Source organism: Mesorhizobium sp. WSM4833 (assembly GCF_055811095.1).
Map to the genome: position 1 here is coordinate 40362 of NZ_JBVVQG010000022.1, position 25163 is coordinate 65524.

Here is a 25163-nt window from a genome sequence, read left to right on the forward strand (position 1 = left end):
AAACTTTGGTAATGTTTTGGGGTCGGGAGACGCACAAACCCGTTGGCCGCGATGCCCTATGCGCTATCTTGTACACAACTCAGCACAAGGCTTTCATAATGACAGCAAGCACGCCTGGCGGATCGTATTCGTGAAATGGGCCGAGACCTTGGTGATATGGCGACGGGCCGGCCAGGCCGAGTAACAGGCACATATGAGACGTTCATCGGCCGCCTGCCCCACACCACATCATTGCCTATGAGTTGCGCCCGATCGCTGGCCGTCAGAGCGTCGTTATCCTGCGCGTCATTCACACGTCGCGGGACTGGCCCTCGGAAGAATGGCCGAGCTAATTGCCTAGTATCTTGTCCAGCGCCGCCTGTTCCTCAGTGGTCAGCGCATTGGTTGCCAGCGAGCGACGCGACCGCGCGGTCAGCACGATGAAAACGCCTCCCACCAGCAACAGCAGGACAGGCGTGCCCCACAGCAATGCATTGCGCAGGTCGAAACGCGGCTTGAGCAGCACGAACTCGCCATAGCGCGAAACCACGTAGTCCATGACCTGCTGGTCAGTGTCGCCGGCGACGAGGCGCTGACGCACGAGGACGCGCAGGTCGCGGGCAAGGTCGGCATCGGATTCGTCGATCGACTGGTTCTGGCAGACCATGCAGCGCAAGCCTTCCGAAAGCGCCCGAGCCCGCGCCTCAAGTGCAGGATCAGGCAGCATCTCGTCAGGCTTCACCGCCAAGGCCGTGCCGGCAAAAAACAGCGCCAGCAGCAGGATAATGGAGGTCAGCGAAAGCCGTGCGTTCATGGCAGGGTCGCGGATGGCACCACGCTCGCCTGCTTGCGCCGTCGCGACGGCGCGCCGACGCGCAGGCGCCGGTCCATCAGCGACATCGCCGCGCCCGCCATCATCATCAGGCCACCGCCCCAGATCAACGTCACCAGCGGCTTCCACCACAAACGCACGACGACCGAACCGTCTTTGCCCTCGTCGCCGAGCGAGATGTAGAGCTGCGAGAAACCGATCGTCCTGATGCCGGATTCCGTCGTCGTCATCTGCCGCACCGGATAAAACCGCTTGGCGGAGCTGATTTCGCCAACAGGGCTGCCGCTGACGCCGATCAACTCGAAGCGGCCGCGATCCTCGCTGTAATTCGGTCCCTGGGCCGGATAAAGCCCGACGAAACGCAGCGTATGGCCGGACAGTTCGACGGTCTCGCCGGCATGCATCGACAGGATCTTCTCGGTGCCGAAGCAAAGTGTGCCGACGATGCCGAGCGTGGTCAGGCCGAGGCCGAGGTGAGCGAAGGCTGTGCCGAAGACCGAGCGCGGCAAGCCGAGCAAGCGCCGGACCATGATCCCCGTTGCGACGGTCCGAAAGCCGGATTTGACGGCGAGATCGGTGAGCGCGCCAAGGATCAGCCAGACGGCAAGGCCTACGCCCAGGGCTGCGAACACCGAGGCGCCGTCGATGAACAGAGCGGTGACCAGCGTCGCCAGCAGCGCCGCTGCAAAGGCCACCATCAGGCGCTGCGCGACGGCGAAAACATCGCCGCGCTTCCAGGCCAGCAACGGCCCGAACGGAACCACGAGCAGCAGCGGCACCATCAGCGGCCCGAAGGTGAGATTGAAGAACGGCGCGCCGACCGAGATCTTGTCGGCTGAAAAGGCTTCGACAGCGAGGGGATAGAGTGTGCCGACAAGCACGGTCGCCGTCGCCGTGGTCAGGAACAGATTGTTGAGGACGAGTGCCCCTTCTCGGGAAATCGGGTGGAACAGGCCGCCGGTCGTCAACCGGGAAGCGCGCAGCGCAAACAGCGCCAGCGAGCCGCCGATAAACAACGTCAGGATGCACAGGATAAACACGCCCCGGGTCGGATCGGTTGCAAAGGCATGCACCGAGGTCAGCACGCCCGAACGCACGAGGAAGGTGCCGAGCAGCGACAGCGAAAAGGTCAGGATGGCGAGCAGCAGCGTCCAGATCTTCAGCGCCGAGCGCTTTTCCATGACAATGGCCGAATGGAGCAGCGCGGTGCCCGCCAGCCACGGCATGAAAGACGCGTTCTCGACTGGATCCCAGAACCAGAAACCGCCCCAGCCAAGTTCATAGTAGGCCCAGTATGATCCCATGGCGATGCCGCCGGTCAGGAACATCCAGGCGACCAGCGTCCACGGCCGCACCCAGCGCGCCCACGACGCGTCGATGCGCCCTTCGATGAGAGCGGCGACCGAGAAGGAAAAACAGATCGAGAAGCCGACATAGCCGAGATAGAGGAACGGCGGGTGGATGGCGAGGCCGAGATCCTGCAGGATCGGGTTGAGATCGCGGCCTTCGATCGGCGCCGGGTTGAGCCGGATGAACGGATTGGACGTCGCCAGGATGAACAGGAAGAAGGCGGCGCCGATGGCGCCTTGCACCGCAAGCACATTGGCGCGCAGCGTCGCCGGCAGGTTGGAGCCGAAAGCGGCGACGAGTGCGCCGAAGAAGGTCAGGATCAACACCCAAAGCAGTATCGAGCCTTCATGATTGCCCCAGGTTCCGGTGATCTTGTAGATCAACGGCTGCAAGGAATGCGAGTTTTCCCACACGCTTGCCACCGAGAAATCGGAGCTCGCATAGGCACTCGCCAGCGCTGCGAAAGACAGCGCCGTCAAGGCGAAGCCGGTCACCGCGACCGGACCGCCGACGGCCATCAGGCGCTGGTTGTTCAGGCGTGCGCCAAACAGCGGCACGAGCGTCTGCACCAGCGAAAGCGCAAACGCCAGGACGAGGGCGAAATGTCCGGTTTCAACCATGCCCGTGATCCACTGTCGCTCTCCTGCCGGAGCTATTCACTCTTGCTCTCCTGCCACACGCCCTTGGCCTTGAGGCCGTCTGCAACCTCCTTGGGCATATAGCGCTCATCATGCTTGGCCAGCACGCTATCGGCAACAAAAACCCCGTCCGGGCCGAAACTACCCTCGGTGATGACGCCCTGCTCTTCGCGGAAAAGGTCGGGCAGGATGCCGGTATAGGTGACCTTGACCGATTTGTGCGTGTCGGTGACCGAAAAGCCGACCGTGGCCCCCTGCCCGCGCTGGATCGTGCCTTTTTCGACCAATCCACCCAACCGGATGCGCTGGCCAGGCTGGACGCTTGCCGTGGTGAGATCGGCCGGCATGTAGAAATAGGAGGCCTTCTGGCCAAGCGCGTAGAAAGTCAGCCCGGTCGCGGCACCCAGGAAGACCAGGCCGCCCGCGATCACCGACAATCGTTTCTGCTTGCGCGTCATGTCTTGTTCTACTCCGTCGCCGCAAGCCCAAGCGAAGCGGCAAAGGCGGTGAATTTCTTCGCCTGGTCACTGTCGGCCCCAAAGACGGCAATGGCGCGACCGAGCGCCTGACGCGCCTGATCGGCCTTGCCAAGCACGACATAGGAACGAACGAGCCGCATCCATCCTTCCGGGTCGTGCGGATTTTGCCGCAGTTTGTCGTCAAGGCCGGCAACCATGGTGTTGATCATGGCTTCCCGATCCTGCGGCGACATCGAGGATGCGGCGTCGATATCGCCGGCATCGGGGCCGTTGGCGGCGCCGCCGGAAGCCACTTCGGGGTTGCGGGACTTGGCCAGCGCCTGCTCGACGGCACCGCGCCATGGCGAGTCCGGCGGCAATCTGCCCAGCATCGCCTGCCATGCCGTGGTCGCTTCCTTGGCGCGACCCTCCTGCGCCAACGCCATGGCCAGGTAGAAACTGGCCTTCGCATTGGCCGGATCGAGCTTCAGGGCTGCCTCGAAAGCATCCTGGGCATCGGCCGAGACAATGCCGCCTGCCGCGCCGGCGATCGCCTCTCCGAGACCTGCCTGGCGAACGGCGCTGTCGCCATCAAGCCGAATGGCGTTGCGATAGGCATCCGCCGCGTCGGAAAAGCGCTGCATGCGCAGATAGACCGGTGCAAGCACGTCCCAGCCCCTGCCATCGGTGGGATTGGCGGCCAGATGGGCTTCGGCCCGCGCCACCAGTTCGTCGACCGAACTGTCGGCGGGATTCTTGGCCAACCGCTCGCTGAGCGGTTGTGACGGCAGGTCGGGAGAGCCAAGCTTGACATAGAGCCCCCAACTGACCAGCGGCACCGCCAGCACGGCTACGGTCGCTACCAGCCTTGCGGTGGCCGGCGCTCGGCCCGCGTTTGCGCCGCCGGCGGTACCCGCATTGTCAAGGCGAAGGATGCGGCGAGCGATCTCGGCGCGGGCTTCGGCCGCTTCGGCCGGCTGGATCAAGCCACGCGCAGCGTCGCGGTCAAGCTCGGACAGTTGGTCGCGATAGACTTCGAGATCATGTTCGCCGCTCGACGACGCGCCCTTCGCGCTGGCGGCCAGCGGCAACAGCACCGCCAGGCTTGCACCCAGCGTGAGAATGGCGGCTATGACCCAGAACAGCATGGTTCTTCCAATAACGGCAGAGCTCTGCCGTGCCAACAGATGCATGCTGCGACGCTTTGACGACGCCAGCCGCCAATCGTCGGCAGACGGTCGTCAGGTCAGCGGTGTCCAGCTGCCATCGGCGTTGCGGCAAGCGGTTCCGCGCGCCGTGACTCCGGCGCCGCCGGAAAACACCGTCTGCGTGTACTGGCGGCAGTCCTGCGAACCGACGCGGTAGGGCTGGGCCGGAACCACCTCGCCGTAGCGCGAAGCCTGGGCGCCTTTCCACGTCACCTTCTGGCCGCTGGTCGTGTATTCCAGCGCTTTGTACTCAGCCTCGAGCGCGCTGCGCTTCTCGGTCTCGCTGAGGCCGTTGCCGATCGCCCCGCTGATGAGGCCGCCGCCCATCGCCGAAATGATCGTCGTGGTGACCTTGCCGCTGGAAGGAGGTGTCGAGGCCGGTGTCGCTGCCACGGTTGGACCCTTGCCGCTCAAGGTGGTGCAGCCGGAAACAGCCAGCAATGCGGAAACAAGCGCGACGCGAATCTTCATGCCAACAACCGGTTTTCTTGAGTTGGAGCCTGCCATGGATGCGCCGGGGGCCGCGTCATCGAGAAGTCGGCGTGGCCATAGTATTGATATTTGTCGGAAATTTGGCCGCTGGCCGCTGCGGGACCAATGGACATGCCGCCAACAACATCTCCCGCCCCTCTATGTCGATCGGCTCTGGTGAACATCACTGAAGGCTCCGCAATCGCACCACCGCCTTCAATCCGCCCATACCGGACCGTTCGAGCGCCAGAACGCCTCCATACTCGTTGACGAGGTCTGCGACAATGGCCAGGCCCAGACCTGTTCCGGGCTTTGTCTCGTCCAGACGCCGTCCGCGCTTCAGCGCCTCGCGCGCCTTGTCCTCGGGAATGCCCGGACCGTCATCCTCTATGCCGATCTCGAACAGGCCGGCCGGGTCGTCCTTGCCGGTCAAGGGCACGACCGAGACCTGCACCGCGCTCTTTGCCCATTTCATCGCGTTTTCAAGGAGATTGCCCAGCAGTTCCTCAAGGTCCTCGCGCTCGCCGGCGAAGACGATCTCGGCCGCCGGCAGCGACAGCGATAGATTTGTCTGCGGATTGAGCTTCCGCAGAACCCGCACCATGCGCTGCACCAGCGGCGTCACCGGCGTGCGGTAGACGACGCTGTCGCGTTGTGCCGCGACGCGGGCGCGCTGGAGATAGTGTTCGACCTGCTTCTGCATGGAAGCCGCCTGTTCGGCGATCAACTGCCCCTTGGCGCCGCCGAGCGCGCGGCCCTCGTTGAGCAGTACCGCCAGCGGCGTCTTCAGCGAATGGGCGAGATTGCCGACCTGTGTTCGCGACCGCTCGACGATGCGCCTGTTGTTTTCGATCAGCGCATTGGTTTCGTTGGCAAGCGGTTCGATCTCGGCCGGGAAGCGGCCGTCGAGCCTCTGGGCGGTGCCTTCGCGCACCATGGCGAGCGCGTTCCTGACCCGGCGCAGCGGCTGCAGGCCGAGCAGGATTGCGATCGCGTTGATGGCAATCATGCCGACGCCGAACAGGCTGAGATAGGTCAGCAGGCGGCGCTGAAAGGTGGCGATTTCCTGTTCGAGTTCGCTCTGGTTGCCCATGACGCGGAAACGCGCGGCGCGGTTCTTGGCGTCGAGGACGAATTCGCTCTCGAACACTTCGAGCTGCTCGCCGTCGATGCCTTCGGCTGCGTAGCTGCGCTGGAAGCTCGCGTTGAACGGCACCTCGGCAACGCTCGGTGACGGGATCGTCGTGGTCATCGACGACGAATGGAGATCACCATGCACGCCTTCCGAAGCGGGCTCAACCGACCAGTACCAGCCCGAATTCGGCTCCGAGAACCGGAGGTCGCCGAGATCTGGCGCGCCGGTCAGCGCACCGCTGTCGGAGATGCCGATCGAACCGATCAGGTTGAACAAATGCGCCGAAAGCAGGCTGTCGAAGCCGCGCTCGCTGGCCTGGCGGTATAGGGTGGTGATCAAGGTGAAGATGACAACGAGCGTCACGATCGCCCAGACCGTGGAAAAGGCGATGACGCGGAACGTCAGCGAACGCGGCCACAAACGCGGCGAAAGCGGCGTCCTTGCGGTTGGTTTGAGCGGTTCCGAGTTACGCCTCCGGCTCACGCATGCGGTAGCCCATGCCGCGCACGGTTTCGATCATGTCGATGCCCATCTTCTTGCGCAGCCGCCCGACAAACACCTCGATGGTGTTGGAATCGCGGTCGAAATCCTGATCGTAGAGATGCTCGACCAGTTCGGTCCGCGAGACGACCTCGCCCATATGGTGCATCAGATAGGCAAGCAGGCGGAATTCGTGCGACGTCAGCTTCAGCGGCACGCCGCCGACATCGGCCTTGGAGGCCTTGGTGTCGAGGCGCAGCGGTCCGCAGGTCAGCTCGGACGAGGCATGGCCGGCAGCGCGCCGGATCAGAGCCCGCAGCCTCGCCAGCACCTCCTCGATGTGGAACGGCTTGGTGACGTAGTCGTCGGCGCCGGCATCGATGCCGGAAACCTTGTCGCTCCAGCGGTCGCGCGCCGTCAGGATCAGCACCGGCATCTTGCGGCCGCCGCGTCGCCAGCGCTCGACCACGCTGATGCCGTCCATCTGCGGCAGGCCGATATCGAGCACGACCGCGTCATAGGGCTCGGTGTCGCCGAGGAAATGGCCTTCCTCGCCGTCGAAGGCGCGGTCGACGATATAGCCGGCATCGACCAGCGCATCCGATATCTGCCGATTGAGATCCTTGTCATCTTCGACGACCAGTACACGCATGCGGAGTTCGATACCTGTTGAAGAGCTTTGTCGGATGGAAGAGCTTTGTAGGATTGAAAACTGGGGCAGATATAGGCCGATTCCGGCGGCCTGGGAAACGTGGCCTAAGGTTGATTGGATCAGTTCAGCGGAACGACGATCTCGGAACGGCGCGGACGTTGTCCGTCCTTGCCCGGAACGAGCACGACGATGACACAGACAGGCTGACCGCCGCGCGTCGATTGCGAGGCCTTGGCCAGCGTTCCGCCATTCTGCTCAGCCACCTGTTGGCCGATGGCGTAGCAATCGGAGGCCGCCAGTACGATCGGACTGGCAAGATCGGGCGGCGCGATGACCGGCATCGCCATCGCCTGCGACGCAAACAGTCCGGCAGCACAAAGCGCCAGTGTCGCGGTTCGGAAGTGGGAGCGAAGCGTTTTCATGACCGGCGTTGTAACGCATCGGTGCTGAACGTGAAATGAACGGTGAACGCCGCTGAAAACATCCTCGTCACACCCCTGCAACGCGAGACAGTCAACCTGGAATTTCACCGCCTCGAACAGGCGAAATCCCGCGAAAGTCCAGTCTAGACTCCGTTTTGACCATATTGAAAGCGCATCAGGCATTTTCCTGCGTCATCGCGCGAAAACGCAGCAGCCCGTGATGCACGAGCAGATCCTCGTCATGGCGGGCTTCGGCAAATTCCAGCGACAGTCGTGTCTGGCCGCGAGGGCCGATCACCAATGCTGCGTCGGCAAGGCGCGCCTGGATGGCGGCCATGATGGCTAGCGTTTCGGCATCACCATGGGCTTTCGACCAGACATGCAGCGTAATCAACTGATCGTCAGTGTTCTCGATGCCCGTATCCCAGTCGAAAGCGGAGGTATGGCCGCAGGTCACGTACGGAAAAGCGGCGTTGTCGGCTGGCCGTTCGAGCAGTCCGGCGCCGCCCAGCAAGGCCGACAGCGATGGATCGCTTCTCAATCTCTGGAACAATGCCTGCTGCAAATCGCCGGACGCGGTCATCGTCTTTTCCTCCGGTTCCTGCGCTGCCGACTGTTGCTTTTCGGAAGCTGTCCGCGTTCTGCGTGTTCTGACAGATATAGCCATTCGACGCGCAGAGGCGATGGCGATTCGTCATCGGAATGATGGATGCCGATGATCTCGAAAGGGCGGCTTTGCCAAGACCACCGTCGCGGGCACCACGCCGTGAACATGGACTCTCGATTCCTGGTCACATATTCTCGCTCCATACAGCGTCGCATGACGCAATGTTTCCTTGCCGTTTTTGATCCACGAAGCAATTTCGGAAGCTGATGATGCTCGATGCAGAAAAGACCAAGGCTGCGTCGCGGTTGTTGGTAGGCCACTGGGACAAGGGCACCCGTCTCGACGCCATACCCGAGGCGTTGCGCCCACAAACACGGCTCGAAGGTTACGCTATCCAGTCGCATGTCATGGATCGCTCGGCGGCTCCGCTTTTCGGCTGGAAGATTGCCGCGACCAGTCTGGCGGGACAAAGGCACATCAATGTCGACGGCCCCATGGCCGGACGTCTCCTGGCCGAGAAAGCGGTGGAGATCGGCGGGACCGTTTCCCTGGCGACGAGCAAGATGCGCGTGGCCGAGATCGAGTTCGCTTTCCGTTTCGGCCGCGAGCTGCCGCCTCGTCCGGCACCCTATGAAATCGCCGAGGCGATGGAAGCCGTGGCGAGCTTGCACCCGGCGATCGAAATCCCGGACTCACGGTATGACGATTTCTGCGCCGTCGGGGCGCCGCAGCTCATTGCGGACAATGCCTGCGCCAATCTGTTTGTCATCGGCGAGGCGGCGGAAGACGACTGGCATGACGTGGATCTTGCAAAGCACCCCGTGATCGCGTCCGTTTCCGGAAGGTCGCAACATAGCGGATCGGGAGCAGCCGTATTGGGCGATCCTCGCATCGCGCTTACCTGGATCGTCAATGAACTGTCGGGCCTGGGCATAGCGCTCCAGCCGGGACAGGTGGTGATTACCGGCACCTGCGTGACACCGATAAGCGTCGAGGCAGGCGACGAAGTCATCGGCGATCTAGGCAGGTTTGGCCGCGTCTCGGTGAGGTTTGTCTAGGCTCCGCGCTGCCTGGCCACGAAACTGCGCACCGCCAGCACCAGCACGGTGATGATGATCAGGATCACCGACAATGCCGCGATCGCCGGGTCGATGTTGTCGCGCAAGCCCATCCACATGAGCCGCGGCAGCGTGATGGCGTTGACAGAGGTGATGAACAAAGTGACGCCGATTTCTTCCCAGGACAGCACGAAGGAGAGAAGTGCAGCGGTGACGATGCCGAACTTGATGTTGGGCATGATGATGCGGGTGGCGCGCTCCCACACAGTGGCCCCTAAGCCCCGCGCGGCAAGGTCGATGCGGCGGTCGAGCTGGCTGAGCGAGACCAGCATCAGCACCGTGGCGAAGGGCACGGTCATCACCGAATGGGCCATGGCGACGCCCAGCCAGGTGTCGTAGCCGAAGAACGCGCTGAAGCCCGAGATCGAGGTGAGCAAGAAGTAGAGCGTGATCGCCGAGACCACCGGCGGCACCACCATCGGCAGTAGCACGAAGCCGACCAGGGCCGCGGTGAAGCGCGGCTGGAACATCCAGACGCCAAGGCTGAAGCACAGCGCCAGCACAGTTGAAAAGGCGCTGCTGACGACACCGATGCGGATCGAGAGCAGAATCGATTGGAGCCAGCGCGGGTCTTCGATCAGCGCCCGGTAATGGCGCAGCGACAGTTCGCCCGACGGCATGGCCAGCATGCGGCTCGGCGTCAGCGACACCGGGATGACGGCGAGCAGCGGCATCAGCAGGAACAGCGCCACGAAGGCGGCGATGATCAGCGAGACGGGACCGGGGCGGTAGGTCGGCATCAGATCAACTGCTTCGGTCTGACATATCGGAACAAGAGCGCCATCAGCGCGCCGACGAACAGCACCAGCACGACGCTGATCGCTGCACCCAAGCCCCAGTCCGGGCTCTGGAATATCCTGAGATAGATCAGCTCGGCAATCATGACGCTGCGGCCGCCGCCAAGGATCGCTGGCGTGACGAAGAAGCCGAGCGAGAAGACGAAAACGATCATCGCCGCGCCTATGATGCCGGAGCGCGTCATCGGCACGAACACCGTCCAGAAGGTGCGCATGCGGCTGGAGCCGAGCCCGCGCGCCGCCAGGAGCACGCGGTCGTCGAGGCTGCGCATGGCCGATGCCAGCGGAAAAACGGCGAAAGGAATGAGGAAGTGCGTCATGCCGACGATGACGCCGAATTCGTTGCGCACCAACGCCAGCGGTTCGGAGATGAAGCCGATCGCCTGCAGCCACGTGTTGATCAGGCCGCGATTGGAGAGCAGCGCCACCCAGCCGAAGGCACGGGTCAGCACCGAAATCCAGAAGGGAACGAGAATGCAGAACTCGGCGATCAGGCGCTGTGCCGGGGTTCCACGCACCCAGACGACGGTGATGGCGTAGGCAGCGGCCACCGAAACCACGGTGACGACCGCCGCGATGCGCAGCGTGCGGATGAACACCGACTGCACCAGATCGTCAGTGAGCAGCGCCTCATATTGGCCGAGGCCGGGCGTCGGCAGCGTAAAACTCCATTTGACGACGCCAAGGAACGGCCAGGCATAGGCCAGGACAAGAAACAGGAGCAGCGGCGCCATCAACAGCGCCGCGCCCATCCTGTCGGAGAGATAGGATCTCATTGACCCGATTACCCCGGCCCTGATCAGGCCGAGATGATCTTGGTGTATTCGTCGAGCGCCGGCCCGTAGTTCTTGGCGTACCAGTCCATGTCGAGCGCGATCTGCTTCTTCATGTTCTCGGGATCGACCGGGTTGATGCGCTTCTTGTCGGCCGTGATCAGCGCGTCTGCCGCCGGGTTTGCAGGACCTTGGCCGAGCTTGTCGAACATGACCAGCTGCTTTTCAGGGTCCTGGGCACTGGCGATGAACTTCATCGCAGCGTCCTTGCCGCCGGGGTTGTTCTTGAGCACGGCCAGCGCACCGGGCGAGATCAGTCCCTGGTCCCAGATGAACTTGATCTTGCCGCCCGAATCCTGCTCGATCAGCGAAGCGCGCGTCGACCAGACGATCGCCATCGAGGCCTCGCCATTGAGCAGCACGCTCTGGCTTTCGGCGCCGCCACCCCAATAGGCAACGACGTTTTCCTTGAACGCGGCGATCTTGTCATGGGCGCGCTTGAGGTCGAGCGGGTAGAGCGACGCCGGCGCGATGCCGTCGGCCAGAAGTGCTGCTTCCCAGCTCGATACGCCCCATTTGTAGAGCGAGCGCTTGCCGGGGAATTTCTTCACGTCGAAGAAATCGGCCATGCCGGTCGGCGCGTCCTTGCCGTACTTCTCGGAATCATAGGCAATGACATAGGAGAAGAAATAGGTCGAGGCGGCGTATTCCCAACCAAAGCCGGGCCGCATCTTCTTCTTGTCGACGATGTTGTAATCGATCGGCTCGAGAGCCCCTTGGGCGCCGAGCGTGATGGCCGAGAAGGGGTCTACGTCGACGAGATCCCAGGTCGGCGCGCCGCTCTTGAACTGCGCGGCGATGGCGCCTTCAGTCGGACCCGAACCGTCCATCTTGACGGCGATGCCGGTGTCCTTGGTGAAGGCCTGGCCATAGGCGGCATCATAGGCGGTGATGGCATCGCCACCCCAGTTGACCAGCACGAGTTCCTTGGCCTGCGCAAAGGCACCTGTCGAGCGCAGCAGCATCGGCGCGCCAGCCAGCACGAGTGCCGCCAGCTGTGTGAACTGCCGGCGCGAGATCTCGCCGCGACCTGCCCTGGCGGACAGGCTCTCGACGGCTTGTTTTTTGGTGTCATGTGTCATGTCAGTTCCCCTTTTTTGTTGTTGATAGTGCCGGAAAGCGGTGGAGCGATATCTCGCCACACCGTCGTCATTGCCCTCCATGCGGAAGGAGGAAACCCTTTTCCGCCGGCCAGGTGAGCCAGACGGAATTGCCCTTGCTGAGCGCTGCGGCCGCCACCTCGTTCGGCACCGACACGGTAACCTTGGCGCCTTGCCGTGTCGTCAGGTCGAGCCGCGTTGCAGCGCCCAGATAGGTGGAGTTGGTGGCGGTAGCGGCGATGCCATTCTCGCCATCCGCCGCCTCGCCCGATATCGACATGTATTCGGGCCGGATCGCCAGGATGGCATCGCCGCGCACGAGTTCGGCCTTGCAGCCCATGCTGACCGCGCGGTCTTCGCACAGGCCGGTCGAGCCATTGCCGGCAGGCTTGACGCCCTTCAGCGGCAGCATGTTGATTTCGCCGAGGAACTCGGCGACGAAGCGGTTGTCCGGCCGGTCGTAGACTTCGTCGGGCGCTCCGACCTGCAGCAGTTTGCCGTGGTTGAAGATGGCAACGCGCGACGACAGCGCCAGCGCCTCGCTCTGGTCGTGGGTGACGAAGACGAAAGTGGTTCCGGTTTCCTGGTGCAGCCGCTTCATCTCGGCCTGCATCTGGCCGCGCAGGCTCTTGTCGAGCGCCGAGAACGGCTCATCGAGCAACAGCACGCCAGGTTCGAACACCAGCGCACGGGCCAGCGCCACGCGCTGCTGCTGGCCGCCCGACAGTTGCGCCGGCAGTTTCTTCTCGTGGCCCTTGAGACCGACGCGCTCGATCATCTCGCCGACACGGCGCTTGATGTCGGCGGCCGGTTTCTTGCGCACCTTGAGTGGGAAGGCGATGTTGGCTTCGACGCTCATATGCGGGAACAGCGCGTAGCCCTGGAACACCATGCCGGCGGCCCGTTGCTCTGCCGGTCGGTCGGTGATGTCGACGCCGTCGCTGAACAGCTTGCCCTCGGTCGGCTGCACGAAGCCCGCAAGGATCATCAGGAAGGTGGTCTTGCCCGAACCCGACGGCCCGAGCAGGGTCAGGAACTCGCCACGGCCGATATCGAGCGACAGATTGTCCAGCGCACGGAACGAGCCGAAGCTCTTGCCGATCCCGATTGCCTTGATCTCTGCGGCACGGCCGGGTTGCTGCATAGCCTTTCCCTAACGCTTGTCGAAATCGTAGGCAGGGTGCCGGCTCACCGCAACCGAATAGTTTTCGCGTGATCGGCAAATTCCATTCATCTATGGCGAGATGGCGCCGCCTTGCCCTCAATACGGCAGAATGCGGTTCTCCTGGAGTTTCGACCGCAGCCATCCCGCGAACGCTTCCAGCACCGGATGCGAGGCCTTGGCGTGTTCGGAGACCAGGAAATAGGAGCGCGGCGACTTGATCGCGATGTCGAACGGCCTGACCAGCCGGCCCTCGCTCAGCGCCCGCCGGCTGGTCAGTTCGTCGCCCATGGCGATGCCCTGGCCGGCAATAGCCGCCGAAAAGACGAGGTTCATGTCCGAAAAGAAGATGCCGCCCTCAATGTCGGGGTTTTCCACCTTGGACAGCGCCAGCCAGCGCGCCCAATCCTCGGTGTCGTCGAGATGCAGCAGGTTGGCGCGTAGCACGTCCGACGGCCGGGAAAACCCGCCGACCTTGTTGAGCAGCGTCGGGCTGCAGAGCGGCGTGAACGAGATTTCGCAGAGCGGCTCGACCGCCCGGTTCGGCCAATTGCCGACACCAAACGCAATGAAGGCATCGGCATCTGCGTTGCTGACATCGTCGAGCCGGCGCGGCGTCAGGATGCGCAGCGCCACGTCAGGATACATCTGCCGGAACTCGCCGATATGGGTGCACAAGAACAGCGAGGCGAAGCCGGGCGTGCAACTGACGGCAAACGAGCCGCCGACGCCGGTGCCGGCGTCCCGCGTCACCGCATCGCCCAAAACGGTGAGCGCCTTGCGCACGTCGCTGGCGTAGCGCTGGCCGCGCGGCGTCAGCGCCACGCCCTTGCCGATGCGTTCGAGCAGGTCGAAGCCGAGATCGCGCTCCAGCAGACGAAGCTGATGGCTCACGGCGCTGCGGGTCAGGTGCAACTCGTCGGCGGCGCGCCAGACGCTGCCATGGCGGGCGAAGCTGTCGAGCGCACGCAGCGCTTGTGTGGATGGTATACGCAAGGAGCCTCAGGTGAACCGAATTTGCACGAACCGGGAAAACATATCACTTTTTAGCGAACCGCTTCACTGCTTTCTTCTCATGCCATGGAGAAACCGGTGGCCACCTCGGCGCAAGCAACCGCCCTTGCCTGTCTCGACGGCATCCAGCCGTTGTTGTCCGCGTGGACACGCATCATCTTCGATTACGGCGAGACCGCGTGGCGGGAATATCAATCCGCCGCCTGGTATGTCGAGCGACTGAAACTCGAAGGCTTTTCTGTCGAAGAAGGCTCCGGCGGCATGCCGACCGCCTTCTGCGCGCATTGGACCAACGGCCCCGGCCCGACCATCGGCATGTACGCCGAATACGACGCGGTGCCGGGCAATTGCCAGGATGCCGCTACGGTCGAGCGTCCGCGCCGGGGACTTGGCAACCAGGCCGGCGGCCACACCGACCCGCATTCCGGGCTGGGTATTTCGAGCCTCGGCGGGCTGCTGGCGACCAAGGCCGCGATGCAGCGCCACGGCATATCAGGCACGCTGCGCTTCACCGGCGAGCCGGCGGAAAAGGTGCGTGGGTCAAAGCCGATCCATGCCGCCAAGGGCTATTATGACGGCCTTGCCGGCATGATCTCCTTTCATCCGTTCTACATGCTGCCGCTCTGCAACACGGCGCGCTGGGACACGCATTGCGGCGCGGCCTACGCGATGATCTATCGCTTCATCTGCGACCAACCGGAGCGCTGGGCGCTGGCTGCGGGCGCTGCACCCATTCCGCAAGCACATTCGGCGGCGCGCGCGCCCGGCGCCAACGACGCATTGATGATGATGTACATGGCCTCCAAGGCGCTGCGCGATTCCATGCTGCCTCACCAGGGCGGCTGGTCGATCAGCGAGGCGATCCTGACGGCTGGGCAAGCGACCGCCGACAATTTGCCGGCGGGGCTGGCCGAGATTCAGTACATGATCCGCGTGCCGACGCTTGCCATGGCCGAGCAGGTCACCGCGGTGCTCGACCGCAATGCCGAGGCGGCGGCAGCGATGAGTGGTTGCCGCACCGAGCGGCATTGGGTGTCGAAGTCACGACCGGGACTTGCCAATCATGCCATGGCCGAGATCGCCTATGAAGCGCTGTCGACGGTCGGGCCGCCGCGCTGGGACGAAGACGCCAAGGCAGTCGCGCGCGAAATACAGGTCAATGCCGGGCGCATGGCGAGCGACGAGCCGTTCATCGAAGAGCTGGAGCGCCTGATCGAGCCGCAGGCGGCGGAAGCGATCCTGCGCCGCGACCTGCCGCCCTCGCAGGTCAATTCGACCTCCGACGATTACACCGACATGAGCTGGCACACGCCGACGGCGCGCTTCTATGTCGCCCGCCCGGCGCTGCGTTCGGAGACCGGCTATCCCTATCCAGCCTGGGTGATGAATGCGCTGGGCGGTATTTCGGCCACGATCGACCCGATGGTGGCCTGCGCCTCCCGCACGATTGCGCTTGCCGCCCTTCGCCTGCTGGAAGACCAGACTGCCCGCGAGGCGGCGATGGACGAGTTCGTTACCCGCACCGGCGGCGGCATCGGCGGTTCGAACTGGATCGCGCCGCTTTGCGACTACGAGCCGCCGATCGGGTTTCGCTGGCCAGAATATGTCACCACCCCGCGTGGACGCGACTGGTGGATACCGAGCAATCAGACACCCCCAAGTCACCTCACGAGGAGCATCCCATGACCGTTCATGACCGCATTGTCGCCGAGCCGTTTTCGCTGCAGCGCCGCAACCCCGCCGGCGGCACCAAGCCGCTGACCGCCTGGGGGTTTGCCAACGAGACCGACGTGCTGACCGACGTCCTGCTCGGTTCGCCCAATTTCCTGCGTCATCTCTCGACCAGCTCGCTGTCGCGCAAGCACCTGCGCGAGGCGCCCTGCAACGTCCAGATCGCACAAGCACAGCACAAGGACCTGGTCGCCGCCTACGAGCATTTCGGCGTCAACATCCACTGGCACGAGCCGACGCCCGAGCTGCCGATGCAGGTCTATTCCCGCGATTCCAGCGTCATGACGCCCTACGGCGCCTTCATCACCGCCATGGCCAACTGGTGGCGGCGCGGCGAGAACTATGCCGCGATCCGCACCTATGAAAAACTCGGCATCCCGATCTACGACATGGTCACGGCTGGTACCTTCGAGGGCGGCGACTTCAACGTCATCGAGGATGGCGTCGTGCTGATAGGCTGCGGCGGCGCGCGCACGCAGGAGGAAGGTGCGCGCCAGGTGCAGGCCTGGTTCGACAAGGAAGGCTGGGAAACCCGCATCGCTTTCATCGACGAATATTACGTCCATATCGACCTGATGGTGGTGCCGATCGCCGAAAAACTGACCGCCGTCTGCCTTGCCTGCACCGAGCCCGGCATTGTCGACTGGCTGAAGGGCAAAGGCCACGAGATCATCGACGTGCCGTTCCAGGACACGATGGCGCTCGGCTGCAACTTCATGTCGCTGGGCAAGGACCGCGTGATCGCGCCGACCTCCAGCCAGTCGCTGATCGGCCAGCTCAAGGCCCGCGGTTTCGAGGTCGCGGCCGTCGACATGAGCGAGATTTCGAAGACCGGCGGCGGCATCCACTGCATGGCGCAGGCGCTGAAGCGCGAACCGGCCTGAGCCGGCTCGCCCCTCAGCAACAAACCCGATACTGTGTCTTCGCTGCCCTTGTGAGTGCTGGAAAAATGGAGGAATAGTCTTGCGGAATGCATCGCCCTGAAATTGCCGGTTTGCGGTACTCAGGTCGTGCAATTGCTAGCCGGATTCCGAATGGCCAGTCCCGAACCGCGCAAGAGAAGAGGTCCGATCGCCGCCCGGCTGCTGGCGCTCGACGCGTGGATCGATTCCTCGCTCTACGAGATCGGCTTCAAGGCGCGCCAGTTCTGGGAATCGGCGACGATCTTCTCGCGGCGCTTCCGCGTCAACGGCTGGCGCCGTGGCATCATCGAAGTGTTGAGCGAAGGTTTTACGCTCGGCGCCGGCGGCATCGTGGTGATGCTGGCGCTGGCCATTCCGGCTTTCCAGGATACGGCCGGCGACTGGCGCGCCCAGGGCGACTTCGCCGTCACCTTCCTCGACCGCTATGGCAACGAGATCGGCCAGCGCGGCATCATCCAGCGCGATTCCGTGCCGGTCGACGAGATGCCCGATCACGTCATCAAGGCGGTGCTTGCTACCGAGGATCGCCGCTTCTTCGATCACTACGGCATCGATGTGCTCGGCCTTTCCCGCGCCATCTTCGAGAATGTGCGGGCCAATTCCGTCGTTCAGGGCGGCTCGAGCATAACCCAGCAGCTGGCCAAGAACCTGTTCCTCACCAATGAGCGCACGCTAGAGCGCAAGATCAAGGAAGCCTTCCTGTCGCTGTGGCTCGAGGCCAATCTGTCGAAGAAGGAAATCCTGCAGCTCTATCTCGATCGAGCCTACATGGGGGGCGGTACGTTCGGCATCGAGGCGGCCGCCGATTTCTATTTCGGCAAGAGCGTCAAGGATCTGAACCTCGCCGAGGCGGCGATGCTGGCCGGGCTGTTCAAGGCGCCCACCAAATATGCGCCGCACATCAACCTGCCGGCAGCGCGCGCACGCGCCAATGTGGTGCTGTCCAACCTTGTCGATTCCGGCTTCATGACCGAGGGGCAGGTTCTGCAGGCAAGGCTGCATCCGGCCGATGTCGTCGACCGCGGCGAGCAGAAAAGTCCGGACTATTACCTCGACTGGGCATTCGACGAGGTCAAGAAGATCGCCAAACCGGGCCAGCACTCGCTTGTTGCCCACACCACCTTCGACGCGAACATCCAGAAGGCAGCGGAAGAATCGGTGGAGTTCCACCTGCGCCAGTTCGGCAAGGAGTACAACGTCACCGAAGGTGCCGTCGTCGTCATCGAGACCAACGGCGCCGTGCGCGCCATCGTCGGCGGCCGCGACTATGGCGCCAGCCAGTTCAACCGCGCCACCAAGGCGCTGCGCCAGACCGGCTCGTCATTCAAACCCTATGTCTATGCAACGGCGATGGAACACGGCTTCACGCCCAACTCCATCATCTCCGGCGGTCCGATCAGCTGGGGGTCCTGGTCGCCGCACAATTACAGCGGCGGATCGGCGGGCAATGTAACTCTGATCATGGCTATGGCCAAATCGATCAACACCGTGCCGGTTCGGCTGGCCAAGGATCACCTTGGCATCGGGCCGATCAAGGCCATGGCCGAGGCGATGGGCGTAGAATCGCCGCTCGAAGCGCACAAGACGATGGTGCTGGGCACCTCGGGCATGACGGTGATGGACCAGGCGACGGGCTACAGCGTGTTCGCCGACAACGGTTTCGTCGGCTTCCGGCACGGCATCAGCCAACTCGTCACCCGCACCGGCGAGGTGGTTTATGATTTCGCCAAGGATGCGCCGCCGCCACACCGGGTGTTGTCGGAGCAGGCGCTGAAATCGATGAACACCATGCTGGCGGCAGTACCGGTGATGGGCACGGCGCGGCGGGCCCAACTTCCCAACATCGTCGTCGCCGGCAAGACGGGCACGACGCAATCCTACCGCGACGCCTGGTTCGTCGGCTTCACCGGCAACTACACGGCGGCAGTATGGATGGGCAATGACGATTTCACGCCGACCAAGAACATGACCGGCGGCTCGCTGCCTGCGATGGTATGGCAGCGCCTGATGGTCTATGCGCACCAGAACATCGACCTCAAGCCGATCCCGGGCATCGACAAGCCCTTCGTCGACGAGGAGATCGCTGCCAAGGCCGAGGAAGCACAGAAGAAGAGCGACGCGCAGGCGGTGGCTGATGCAGCCGCCGAACGGCCGCCGGTGCTGTCCAGCCGCACGACGCAGACGCTGCGGGACATGACCAGCCTGTTCCAGTCGGCGCCCGTCCTCAATAGGCCTCAACCGCCGGAGACGCTGTCGGCGCTGTGATGGCGCGCCTGGAACACCCCTCATCCGACCGAGCTTCGCTCGGCCACCGTCTCCCGCGGGGGGAAGGAAGAGGCGGCTGCAATTCTACATCGGCCCGCTTGCCACAAGGCCCTGCGCCGCGATATCCCCGAGCGGCAACTCTTCGGTGTCCCCGGCCCTTCATGCTCAAAACTGCCTTCCTGACGTTGCTTTCGCTTGCCATAGCCATCATCGGCGGTGGCGGCAGCGTCTGGTATGCGCTGAAAGTCCAGGATGGCGTCGGCGCCATCCGGATCGGTCAATGGACAGCCTTTCCCGATATCGGCACGCCGTCCGCCGATCCTTATTCCAAGGCTCGCGTGGCGCGCGAGGGCGTGCTTGCACTCGGCCGTGCCGAGGGGCTGTCCTTCGTCGCCGAGCGAGACACGGGCGGCGCCGAGCTCAAGCGCGAATGCACCTACACCATCGAGGGCGGATTTCCAACGGCGCGGTTCTGGACGTTCTACGCCGCCGACCAGTCGCTCAGCGTGGTCGAGACCGGCAAATCACGGCTGGCGGCGCTGCAATCCTACGGGGTGGTGCGCCAGCCCGACAATTCGGTGATCATTTCCGCCGGCCATCACCCGATGCCCGGCAATTGGCTGCTGACAGACGGGTTCGGCAGGATGTATTTCGTGCTGACCTTCTACGACACGCCAATCGCCAGCAGCACGGGCCTGTCGGACGTCTCGCTGCCGCGGATCGTCAAGGTCGGCTGCAATGCGTAGTTTTTATGCGGCGATGCGCAGACTTCTGCATGCCGTCCTGCTCGGCCTGCTCGGCGCCGGCATCGTGCACATCGCCGTGCTGCTTCTGGTGCCTGAATTTTCCGAACGCGACGCCTGGTCGCGGCTGTCAATGGCTTCGGATCTCTACAAGATGACGCGGCTCGATGCCGAGGCCGGTGGGGCGCCCGTGGTGAAATCCGTCGACCCGCTGTTTTATGCAACGGCGTGCCGGTTCGACCTGGGCGAAGGTTTGGTCCGCGTCAAGGCACCTGGACATGTCCCGTTCTGGTCGGTGTCGGTCTATGATCGCAGCGGCCACAACATCTATTCCTTCAACGACCACACAGCGACCGGCGGCGTTCTGGATGCCGTGGTGCTGACGCCGGCGCAGATGATCGACGTGCGCAAGGACCTTCCAGAGGATCTTCAGGGGGCGATCTTCGTCGAAGCGCCGATCGAGGAAGGCATCTTCGTCATCCGTGCCTTCGTCCCCGATGACAGCTGGAAGCCGATCGTGTCGCGCTTCTTCGAACAGAGTTCCTGTGAGTTGCAGGACTTCTAGAGCGTGTCGCGTCTGAACGGATTCAGACGACCCGGTTTAGGTCTTTGTTTTCATGCATGTCGTTCTCCAAAACCGAGGTCACTTTTGGGCGACATGCACTAGACATTATCCCGGACCAAAGGTCCGTGGCCGCCGAAACTCAGTGGTGCGGGACCGGCTTCGTCCCTGGCGACCCCGTCTTGTCGGGATCGACCGGCCGCACTTCGCCGGCATGCGACCGCTCATAGCGGATGCCGGGAAAGATGATCACCGCCGCCGGCATTTCGGCGGTTTGCTTTGCTCTGGTGTTTGGTGCCGTACGCGGCACGAAAGACAGTACCATGCCCATGGTTCGCGCATTCCTCTCGGTTTCCCCGGAGCACAACGCAACGCCTCCAAATGTCATTAAGGCCGGCAGAGGGTTAACGGAACGCTAACGGATCGTCGCTAACTTGATCTTTGTTCTTGGCGTTCGCGAAACCGACATAGTCCCGGTGGAGCGCGCCAAGCTTGTGTCGAGTACGGGCGTATCCTTCGTGTCATCTTCGGACTTCAGGCAAATCGCGGTACGAAAAGACTCGGGAAAGGCCGAAAGGCTGTTCCGCGCCGCGGTGTCGGCGTTCTGCTCGCTCACCCGCCCTTCACGCCGCGAGATCGGCCAGCTCGAAGACCTGACGCTGCCGCTGTTCAATGACGTGTCCGTCGAATCCCGCCGTTACGTGGCAGCCGCCCTTTCCGAATGCGAATACGCACCCGCCGCCCTGGTGCGCCGTCTTTGCGAGGAACCGGTCGACATTGCCGCGCCGTTGCTCATCCGCTCACGCGCCGTCAGCGACATCGATCTCATCGCCCTGATCGGGCGACATGGCCTGCCGCATGCGCGTGCCATTGCGCGCCGCAAGGGCTTGAACCCGACCATTGCTGACCTGATCAGGGCCCTCGAGAGGCCAACCCTGGTGCGCGCGCCGGACCCGGATGCGAACGCCGCTGGGGCAGACAAGATCGCGCCAGCGAGCGCGGATACCGCCTCCGGCGAGCCAGCCCGGGAACAGACACTCGGCATCGCGGCCGAGAATGCACGGCGCAGGCTGCGCTCGATGATGCGCACCGGCGACGAGAAGACAGCGACCGCCGAGCCTTTCAAGGGCGCCGACACCTATATGAAATTGCGCGAGACAGCGCTGACGGGAAACGCCGCGTTCTTCCAGACCGCGCTCGCCGATGCGCTCGACATCGATTTCGAGATCGCGCGATCGCTCACCGCCAACCAGAATTATGCCTCGCTGCTTGTCGCCTTGCGCTCGCTCGACCTCAGCGAAGACAGGGCCTTCCTGGTCACGGTTGCCGTCTATCCCAGCCAGTTCCCGCACCCGCAGGCTATCCGGACTTTCCTCGACCGCTACCGGCTGCTGCATCGCGAGGCGGCCCAGGACAAGATGCGGTCGTGGAGAGCGGAAATCCTTTCAAGGGTGGTTCGCGGCGCAGCACCTGCCAACAGCGATACACGCACCGCTTCGAACAGCGACGATGCGGCGGCTTCTTCCGGCCTCAGGGCGTCTTCACGGAAATAAGCTCCTCGACGGGCACGGCACCGGCCTCGATTTCGACCACCCAGATGTCGGGATCGAATTTTTTCTCCCGTTCCAGCCTGGCTTCGAGCACCGCGGGATCGTCACCAGCTCCGAGCAGAGTGAAAAACCGGTCGTCGGGCTTGGCCGAATCATAGCTTGTCTGCGGCGCCGGCCCGAACAGGGCAACCTCACCCAGCCTGCCCCGCGCCAGCACGAACACAGCGCCGGCCTCGGTCGCGCCACGCTTGACCACGGCGGCAAATCCACCGGCGCCGAAAATCCGGCGCAACAGGGCCGAAACCCACAGATCCGATGTGACGCGCATGAGAGAGCTCCCGAAACTGCCGGTTCTCTATCGATATTTCCGCCGCTCGGCGAGCCGTCGTTTCGGCCGTCAGTTGGTCAGGCCGATCTCGCGCATCTTGACGTAGACGATCTCATCGGGCTCGCCGGTCTGCGGCAGCCCGAACAGCGACTGGAATTCCTTGATCGCCGCCTTCGTGCGCGCGCCGACGACACCATCCAGCTGCATGTCGTCATTGCCGAACGCCTTGAGCCCGGCCTGGATCTTGACGATGCGGGCATCGGGCGCTTGCGTCGCGGCATCCGCCTGCCCGGAATTTGTCTGTCCCGAACCTGTCTGCAAAGACACCGGAACGGCGGCCGGCATATCCGGGCGCGGCTGCGGTCTGGGCACGACGGAAGCTGTCTTCGGCGTCGCGCCCAGTTGATCGAGCAGAAGCGCGTCGATCTCGCCGGACGTATTGAGCCCGACCTTCTGCTGATAGTCCTGGATGGCCTTGCGGGTGTTGGGTCCGGAAATGCCGTCGACCGTCCCGGAATAGAAATCGAGATCCTTCAATATGCCTTGCACCTGCTCGACAACCGGATCGCCCTTGATCGGTGCCGGCGCGCCGGATGGCCGCACGATGTTGAATGTCGTCTCCGGTTCGTCGGGCGTCGCGTGCGGAAAGCCCGCAATGCTGCGGGTCGCAAAAAATGCGCCGGCATGCGGGAAAGGTTGGTACCACAAGGCATTTGCGGAGACATAAAACAGCGTCACCAGGAACGCCGTCGAGCCGCCCACCAGGACAGGATTGCGCGAGATCATGCCGCCGACGGCGACAGCGCCGTCCTGAAAGGCATTGCTGCGGCGCTTGACCGCCTTAGCCGGTTTTGCGGAGCGAGCCATCTCTGTCCCCTTTCGCCATCGCCACAGGCATGGTCAGCACGCCGGTCTTCTCCGCCTGATGTCCCTTCGGTCCGTTCACCGGCAGGCTGATGGTCACCGTGGTGCCCTCGCCTGGCATGCTTTCGATGGACATCGTGCCCTCGTGCAGCGCCACCAGGCCCTTGACCAGTGAAAGGCCAAGACCAGTCCCCTCGAAACGGCGCGTATAGTCGTTCTGGATCTGCATGAAGGGCTTGCCGAGATTGGCGAAATCCTCCTCGGCGATGCCGATGCCGGTGTCCCTGACCCAGAAATGCAGGCGCGAACCGATCCGCTTGGCGCCGACGACGACGTCGCCGCCGTCGGGAGTGAACTTGATCGCGTTGGAGACCAGGTTGATGAGCATCTGCTGCACGGCGCGCTGATCGGCATTGATGTCGCCGGCGTCCGGCGCGATCTGCGCCTGCAGATCGATGTTCTTGGCCTGCGCCTGCAGTTGCATCATCGACTGGCACATGTCGACCGCTTCCGCGAACCGGAACGGCTCGGGTTCGGTCGCATAGACGCCCGATTCAATCCTGGACACGTCGAGTATCGAGGTTACGACGGCGAGCAGATGCTGGCCCGAATCCCGTACCAAGCCGACATATTCTTTCTGGCGCGGATCCTTGAAGGCGCCGAACATCTCATGCAGCAGCATATCCGAGAAGCCGATAATGGCATTTAACGGCGTGCGCAGTTCGTGGCTGACCACCGCCAGGAAGCGTCCCTTCGCCACCTCGGCGGACGCGGCCGCCTCATTGGCTGCCGCCAGATCCTCGCGCAACCGGGCGATCTCGTCATTCTGCCTCAGGACGAACGTAAAGACATCACCCTGTTCCTCACCACGCACGAGATCAAGCGAGAACGGCCGGTAATTGTCGGCCGTCAGGCCATTGCCATTCTGAGGCAGCCGGATGCGCAATTCGAGCCGGCGCGACAGTGCGCCGTCGCGCATGTCGGCCATTGCGCTGAGATAGGAAACGCGATCCGACAGATGGACGCGATCGAAGAGGCCGTTTCCGGACAGCAGTTCGGGCGGCAGTTTCAAAAGCGTGCGCGCTTTTGGCGACGCGTCCAGGACCTCGCCATGACGGGCGACGCGCAAGACCACCGCATCGATGATGTCTTCGAGCCGGTCGGCAGTGTCGAGCACATCAGCCGCATCGGCCGTGTTTTGAAATGCCGATGCGCGCGGGATCAGTGTGAGCGTCCAGGCCAACGGCACCAACCAGTGCCACGCCGCGATCTGCGCTCCTGCGAACGGGAATACGGTTCCAGCCAAAGGCTGAGCCAAGATGGCTACAGCGGCCGACACGGCTCCCCACAGTGCCGCGCGCCGCGAAGCGCCGATCCACCAGGCTTCAAAAGGCAGCGCCACGACAAGCATGGCGACAGGCGAACTCAGCCCGCCCGCGGCGGCAATGAGACTGCCGAGAGAAATGCCGGCCAGCACCAGGGCGACCCAACTCGCTATCGCCATCTTGCCGGTCGCCGCTACCAGCAAGGCGACGAACCAGCACAGGCCAAAGGCGGCGAAGATGGCGGCCATGGTGACGGCGACGCCCATGCCTGAAGTAACCAGCGTGACCGCGGCACCGGCGACAAAGAAAGGAGCGGCGAGCATGACGCCGATAAAGCGGCGCTGGCGCTCGCGGTCGCTCCGCCCAAGGATGGACGGATGGACCATACGTTCGCAACCGGCCGAAATCGCGCCAGGCAATTCAACGTATCTGGCCTTGATTGAACTCAACTCAACGCACTCGCACTTGTCGTGGACAGCTCTGCTTTGCAGATGGTTCTGGTTGGCTTTGAAACTCGCATCCAGCGTTTAAGGAATGGATAAGGCAGGGCCGACCAGGGCCCGGCCTGCGGCAAATATCGGGATGCCGGCGGCCGAAAGCACGGACAAATGCAGCC

The 25163-nt window shown here is 63.4% G+C and carries 25 protein-coding genes and 1 pseudogene; 8 read left to right on the top strand and 18 right to left on the bottom strand.

Features of this window, described 5'->3' with window-relative positions; all coding sequences use genetic code 11:
• Positions 1 to 108: 108 nt before the first annotated feature.
• Positions 109 to 332 (top strand): annotated as a pseudogene (locus AC0L2D_RS29440) (type II toxin-antitoxin system RelE/ParE family toxin); the annotation flags it as partial.
• On the opposite strand, the gene AC0L2D_RS29445 reads toward AC0L2D_RS29440, so the two are convergent.
• The 9 genes from AC0L2D_RS29445 to AC0L2D_RS29485 all read right to left on the bottom strand — a co-directional run bounded on the left by AC0L2D_RS29445 (position 329) and on the right by AC0L2D_RS29485 (position 8208).
• Positions 329 to 793, bottom strand: a complete 465-nt coding sequence (locus AC0L2D_RS29445) for a cytochrome c-type biogenesis protein (protein WP_024505284.1) — start codon at positions 791 to 793, stop codon at positions 329 to 331. The pseudogene AC0L2D_RS29440 and the gene AC0L2D_RS29445 overlap by 4 nt on opposite strands.
• Positions 790 to 2781 (bottom strand): heme lyase CcmF/NrfE family subunit, encoded by a 1992-nt coding sequence (locus AC0L2D_RS29450; RefSeq protein WP_473543687.1) that lies wholly within the window; start codon positions 2779 to 2781, stop codon positions 790 to 792. Before AC0L2D_RS29450 ends, AC0L2D_RS29445 begins: the two co-directional genes overlap by 4 nt.
• 32 nt (positions 2782 to 2813) lie before the next feature.
• Positions 2814 to 3257 (bottom strand): cytochrome c maturation protein CcmE, encoded by a 444-nt coding sequence (ccmE, locus tag AC0L2D_RS29455; RefSeq protein ID WP_013532635.1) that lies wholly within the window; start codon positions 3255 to 3257, stop codon positions 2814 to 2816.
• An 8-nt stretch (positions 3258 to 3265) separates the two neighbouring features.
• Positions 3266 to 4405, bottom strand: coding sequence for a c-type cytochrome biogenesis protein CcmI (ccmI, locus tag AC0L2D_RS29460; RefSeq protein ID WP_224621021.1), 1140 nt, complete (start codon positions 4403 to 4405; stop codon positions 3266 to 3268).
• A 93-nt stretch (positions 4406 to 4498) separates the two neighbouring features.
• Positions 4499 to 4936 carry a hypothetical protein gene (locus AC0L2D_RS29465; RefSeq protein WP_013532637.1) on the bottom strand — a complete coding sequence of 146 codons (438 nt, stop codon included), beginning with the start codon at positions 4934 to 4936 and terminating at the stop codon, positions 4499 to 4501.
• A 184-nt stretch (positions 4937 to 5120) separates the two neighbouring features.
• Complete coding sequence (locus AC0L2D_RS29470; protein ID WP_473543690.1) at positions 5121 to 6554, bottom strand: ATP-binding protein; 1434 nt, start codon at positions 6552 to 6554, stop codon at positions 5121 to 5123.
• A complete protein-coding gene (locus tag AC0L2D_RS29475) occupies positions 6538 to 7203 on the bottom strand; it encodes a response regulator transcription factor (protein WP_473543692.1) in 666 nt (221 codons plus the stop codon). Before AC0L2D_RS29475 ends, AC0L2D_RS29470 begins: the two co-directional genes overlap by 17 nt.
• A gap of 119 nt (positions 7204 to 7322) precedes the next feature.
• Positions 7323 to 7625, bottom strand: coding sequence for a hypothetical protein (locus AC0L2D_RS29480; protein WP_013532640.1), 303 nt, complete (start codon positions 7623 to 7625; stop codon positions 7323 to 7325).
• 175 nt (positions 7626 to 7800) lie between these two features.
• A complete protein-coding gene (locus AC0L2D_RS29485; RefSeq protein WP_224621022.1) occupies positions 7801 to 8208 on the bottom strand; it encodes a DUF3168 domain-containing protein in 408 nt (135 codons plus the stop codon).
• 293 nt (positions 8209 to 8501) lie between these two features.
• Here AC0L2D_RS29485 and AC0L2D_RS29490 point away from each other — a divergent pair, with 293 nt between their 5' ends.
• Positions 8502 to 9290 carry a 2-keto-4-pentenoate hydratase gene (locus AC0L2D_RS29490; RefSeq protein ID WP_473543694.1) on the top strand — a complete coding sequence of 263 codons (789 nt, stop codon included), beginning with the start codon at positions 8502 to 8504 and terminating at the stop codon, positions 9288 to 9290.
• Here AC0L2D_RS29490 and AC0L2D_RS29495 read toward each other — a convergent pair.
• The 5 genes from AC0L2D_RS29495 to AC0L2D_RS29515 form a co-directional block, all read right to left on the bottom strand.
• Positions 9287 to 10090 carry an ABC transporter permease gene (locus AC0L2D_RS29495; RefSeq protein WP_027162976.1) on the bottom strand — a complete coding sequence of 268 codons (804 nt, stop codon included), beginning with the start codon at positions 10088 to 10090 and terminating at the stop codon, positions 9287 to 9289. The two genes, AC0L2D_RS29490 and AC0L2D_RS29495, sit on opposite strands and share 4 nt — an antisense overlap.
• On the bottom strand, positions 10090 to 10923 hold the full coding sequence (locus tag AC0L2D_RS29500) for an ABC transporter permease (RefSeq protein ID WP_013532644.1): 834 nt from the start codon (positions 10921 to 10923) through the stop codon (positions 10090 to 10092). Before AC0L2D_RS29500 ends, AC0L2D_RS29495 begins: the two co-directional genes overlap by 1 nt.
• A 23-nt stretch (positions 10924 to 10946) precedes the next feature.
• A complete protein-coding gene (locus tag AC0L2D_RS29505) occupies positions 10947 to 12062 on the bottom strand; it encodes an ABC transporter substrate-binding protein (protein WP_127366760.1) in 1116 nt (371 codons plus the stop codon).
• A 67-nt stretch (positions 12063 to 12129) separates the two neighbouring features.
• Entirely contained in the window at positions 12130 to 13224 is a 1095-nt protein-coding gene (locus AC0L2D_RS29510) for an ABC transporter ATP-binding protein (RefSeq protein WP_013532646.1), read from the bottom strand.
• 117 nt (positions 13225 to 13341) lie between these two features.
• Positions 13342 to 14238, bottom strand: a complete 897-nt coding sequence (locus AC0L2D_RS29515; RefSeq protein WP_013532647.1) for a LysR substrate-binding domain-containing protein — start codon at positions 14236 to 14238, stop codon at positions 13342 to 13344.
• 84 nt (positions 14239 to 14322) lie between these two features.
• Between AC0L2D_RS29515 and AC0L2D_RS29520 the strand changes: the two genes are divergently transcribed.
• The 5 genes from AC0L2D_RS29520 (at position 14323) to AC0L2D_RS29540 (ending at position 20483) form a co-directional block, all read left to right on the top strand.
• On the top strand, positions 14323 to 15942 hold the full coding sequence (locus AC0L2D_RS29520; RefSeq protein WP_206524306.1) for a zinc-binding metallopeptidase family protein: 1620 nt from the start codon (positions 14323 to 14325) through the stop codon (positions 15940 to 15942).
• The gene (locus tag AC0L2D_RS29525; RefSeq protein WP_013532649.1) at positions 15939 to 16871 is read left to right on the top strand and encodes a dimethylarginine dimethylaminohydrolase family protein; all 933 of its coding nucleotides are present in this window, start codon (positions 15939 to 15941) and stop codon (positions 16869 to 16871) included. The genes AC0L2D_RS29520 and AC0L2D_RS29525 overlap by 4 nt, the downstream gene beginning before the upstream one ends.
• A gap of 150 nt (positions 16872 to 17021) precedes the next feature.
• On the top strand, positions 17022 to 19175 hold the full coding sequence (locus tag AC0L2D_RS29530; protein WP_224621025.1) for a transglycosylase domain-containing protein: 2154 nt from the start codon (positions 17022 to 17024) through the stop codon (positions 19173 to 19175).
• Between the two features lie 161 nt (positions 19176 to 19336).
• On the top strand, positions 19337 to 19921 hold the full coding sequence (locus tag AC0L2D_RS29535; protein ID WP_224621026.1) for a DUF1214 domain-containing protein: 585 nt from the start codon (positions 19337 to 19339) through the stop codon (positions 19919 to 19921).
• On the top strand, positions 19914 to 20483 hold the full coding sequence (locus AC0L2D_RS29540) for a DUF1254 domain-containing protein (RefSeq protein WP_224621027.1): 570 nt from the start codon (positions 19914 to 19916) through the stop codon (positions 20481 to 20483). Before AC0L2D_RS29535 ends, AC0L2D_RS29540 begins: the two co-directional genes overlap by 8 nt.
• A gap of 139 nt (positions 20484 to 20622) precedes the next feature.
• Here AC0L2D_RS29540 and AC0L2D_RS29545 read toward each other — a convergent pair whose 3' ends face one another.
• Complete coding sequence (locus AC0L2D_RS29545; RefSeq protein ID WP_013532653.1) at positions 20623 to 20811, bottom strand: hypothetical protein; 189 nt, start codon at positions 20809 to 20811, stop codon at positions 20623 to 20625.
• 187 nt (positions 20812 to 20998) lie between these two features.
• Here AC0L2D_RS29545 and AC0L2D_RS29550 point away from each other — a divergent pair, with 187 nt between their 5' ends.
• A complete protein-coding gene (locus tag AC0L2D_RS29550) occupies positions 20999 to 22033 on the top strand; it encodes a hypothetical protein (RefSeq protein WP_224621111.1) in 1035 nt (344 codons plus the stop codon).
• Here AC0L2D_RS29550 and AC0L2D_RS29555 read toward each other — a convergent pair.
• From AC0L2D_RS29555 to AC0L2D_RS29565, 3 genes are all read right to left on the bottom strand, one after another.
• Complete coding sequence (locus AC0L2D_RS29555) at positions 22011 to 22358, bottom strand: DUF1491 family protein (protein ID WP_013532655.1); 348 nt, start codon at positions 22356 to 22358, stop codon at positions 22011 to 22013. The two genes, AC0L2D_RS29550 and AC0L2D_RS29555, sit on opposite strands and share 23 nt — an antisense overlap.
• 69 nt (positions 22359 to 22427) lie before the next feature.
• Positions 22428 to 23225 (bottom strand): peptidoglycan-binding domain-containing protein, encoded by a 798-nt coding sequence (locus AC0L2D_RS29560; RefSeq protein WP_013532656.1) that lies wholly within the window; start codon positions 23223 to 23225, stop codon positions 22428 to 22430.
• A complete protein-coding gene (locus AC0L2D_RS29565; RefSeq protein WP_013532657.1) occupies positions 23200 to 24933 on the bottom strand; it encodes a sensor histidine kinase in 1734 nt (577 codons plus the stop codon). Before AC0L2D_RS29565 ends, AC0L2D_RS29560 begins: the two co-directional genes overlap by 26 nt.
• Between the last annotated feature and the right edge of the window lie 230 nt (positions 24934 to 25163).

Bases quoted from the DNA above. Each gene is read 5' to 3' on its own strand.
- AC0L2D_RS29445 (WP_024505284.1), bottom strand. From the start codon at position 793: ATGAACGCACGGCTTTCGCTGACCTCCATTATCCTGCTGCTGGCGCTG.
- AC0L2D_RS29450 (WP_473543687.1), bottom strand. From the start codon at position 2,781: ATGGTTGAAACCGGACATTTCGCCCTCGTCCTGGCGTTTGCGCTTTCG.
- ccmE (WP_013532635.1), bottom strand. From the start codon at position 3,257: ATGACGCGCAAGCAGAAACGATTGTCGGTGATCGCGGGCGGCCTGGTC.
- ccmI (WP_224621021.1), bottom strand. From the start codon at position 4,405: ATGCTGTTCTGGGTCATAGCCGCCATTCTCACGCTGGGTGCAAGCCTG.
- AC0L2D_RS29465 (WP_013532637.1), bottom strand. From the start codon at position 4,936: ATGAAGATTCGCGTCGCGCTTGTTTCCGCATTGCTGGCTGTTTCCGGC.
- AC0L2D_RS29475 (WP_473543692.1), bottom strand. From the start codon at position 7,203: ATGCGTGTACTGGTCGTCGAAGATGACAAGGATCTCAATCGGCAGATA.
- AC0L2D_RS29480 (WP_013532640.1), bottom strand. From the start codon at position 7,625: ATGAAAACGCTTCGCTCCCACTTCCGAACCGCGACACTGGCGCTTTGT.
- AC0L2D_RS29485 (WP_224621022.1), bottom strand. From the start codon at position 8,208: ATGACCGCGTCCGGCGATTTGCAGCAGGCATTGTTCCAGAGATTGAGA.
- AC0L2D_RS29490 (WP_473543694.1), top strand. From the start codon at position 8,502: ATGCTCGATGCAGAAAAGACCAAGGCTGCGTCGCGGTTGTTGGTAGGC.
- AC0L2D_RS29495 (WP_027162976.1), bottom strand. From the start codon at position 10,090: ATGCCGACCTACCGCCCCGGTCCCGTCTCGCTGATCATCGCCGCCTTC.
- AC0L2D_RS29500 (WP_013532644.1), bottom strand. From the start codon at position 10,923: ATGAGATCCTATCTCTCCGACAGGATGGGCGCGGCGCTGTTGATGGCG.
- AC0L2D_RS29505 (WP_127366760.1), bottom strand. From the start codon at position 12,062: ATGACACATGACACCAAAAAACAAGCCGTCGAGAGCCTGTCCGCCAGG.
- AC0L2D_RS29510 (WP_013532646.1), bottom strand. From the start codon at position 13,224: ATGCAGCAACCCGGCCGTGCCGCAGAGATCAAGGCAATCGGGATCGGC.
- AC0L2D_RS29520 (WP_206524306.1), top strand. From the start codon at position 14,323: ATGGAGAAACCGGTGGCCACCTCGGCGCAAGCAACCGCCCTTGCCTGT.
- AC0L2D_RS29525 (WP_013532649.1), top strand. From the start codon at position 15,939: ATGACCGTTCATGACCGCATTGTCGCCGAGCCGTTTTCGCTGCAGCGC.
- AC0L2D_RS29530 (WP_224621025.1), top strand. From the start codon at position 17,022: ATGGCCAGTCCCGAACCGCGCAAGAGAAGAGGTCCGATCGCCGCCCGG.
- AC0L2D_RS29535 (WP_224621026.1), top strand. From the start codon at position 19,337: ATGCTCAAAACTGCCTTCCTGACGTTGCTTTCGCTTGCCATAGCCATC.
- AC0L2D_RS29540 (WP_224621027.1), top strand. From the start codon at position 19,914: ATGCGTAGTTTTTATGCGGCGATGCGCAGACTTCTGCATGCCGTCCTG.
- AC0L2D_RS29545 (WP_013532653.1), bottom strand. From the start codon at position 20,811: ATGGGCATGGTACTGTCTTTCGTGCCGCGTACGGCACCAAACACCAGA.
- AC0L2D_RS29555 (WP_013532655.1), bottom strand. From the start codon at position 22,358: ATGCGCGTCACATCGGATCTGTGGGTTTCGGCCCTGTTGCGCCGGATT.
- AC0L2D_RS29560 (WP_013532656.1), bottom strand. From the start codon at position 23,225: ATGGCTCGCTCCGCAAAACCGGCTAAGGCGGTCAAGCGCCGCAGCAAT.
- AC0L2D_RS29565 (WP_013532657.1), bottom strand. From the start codon at position 24,933: ATGGTCCATCCGTCCATCCTTGGGCGGAGCGACCGCGAGCGCCAGCGC.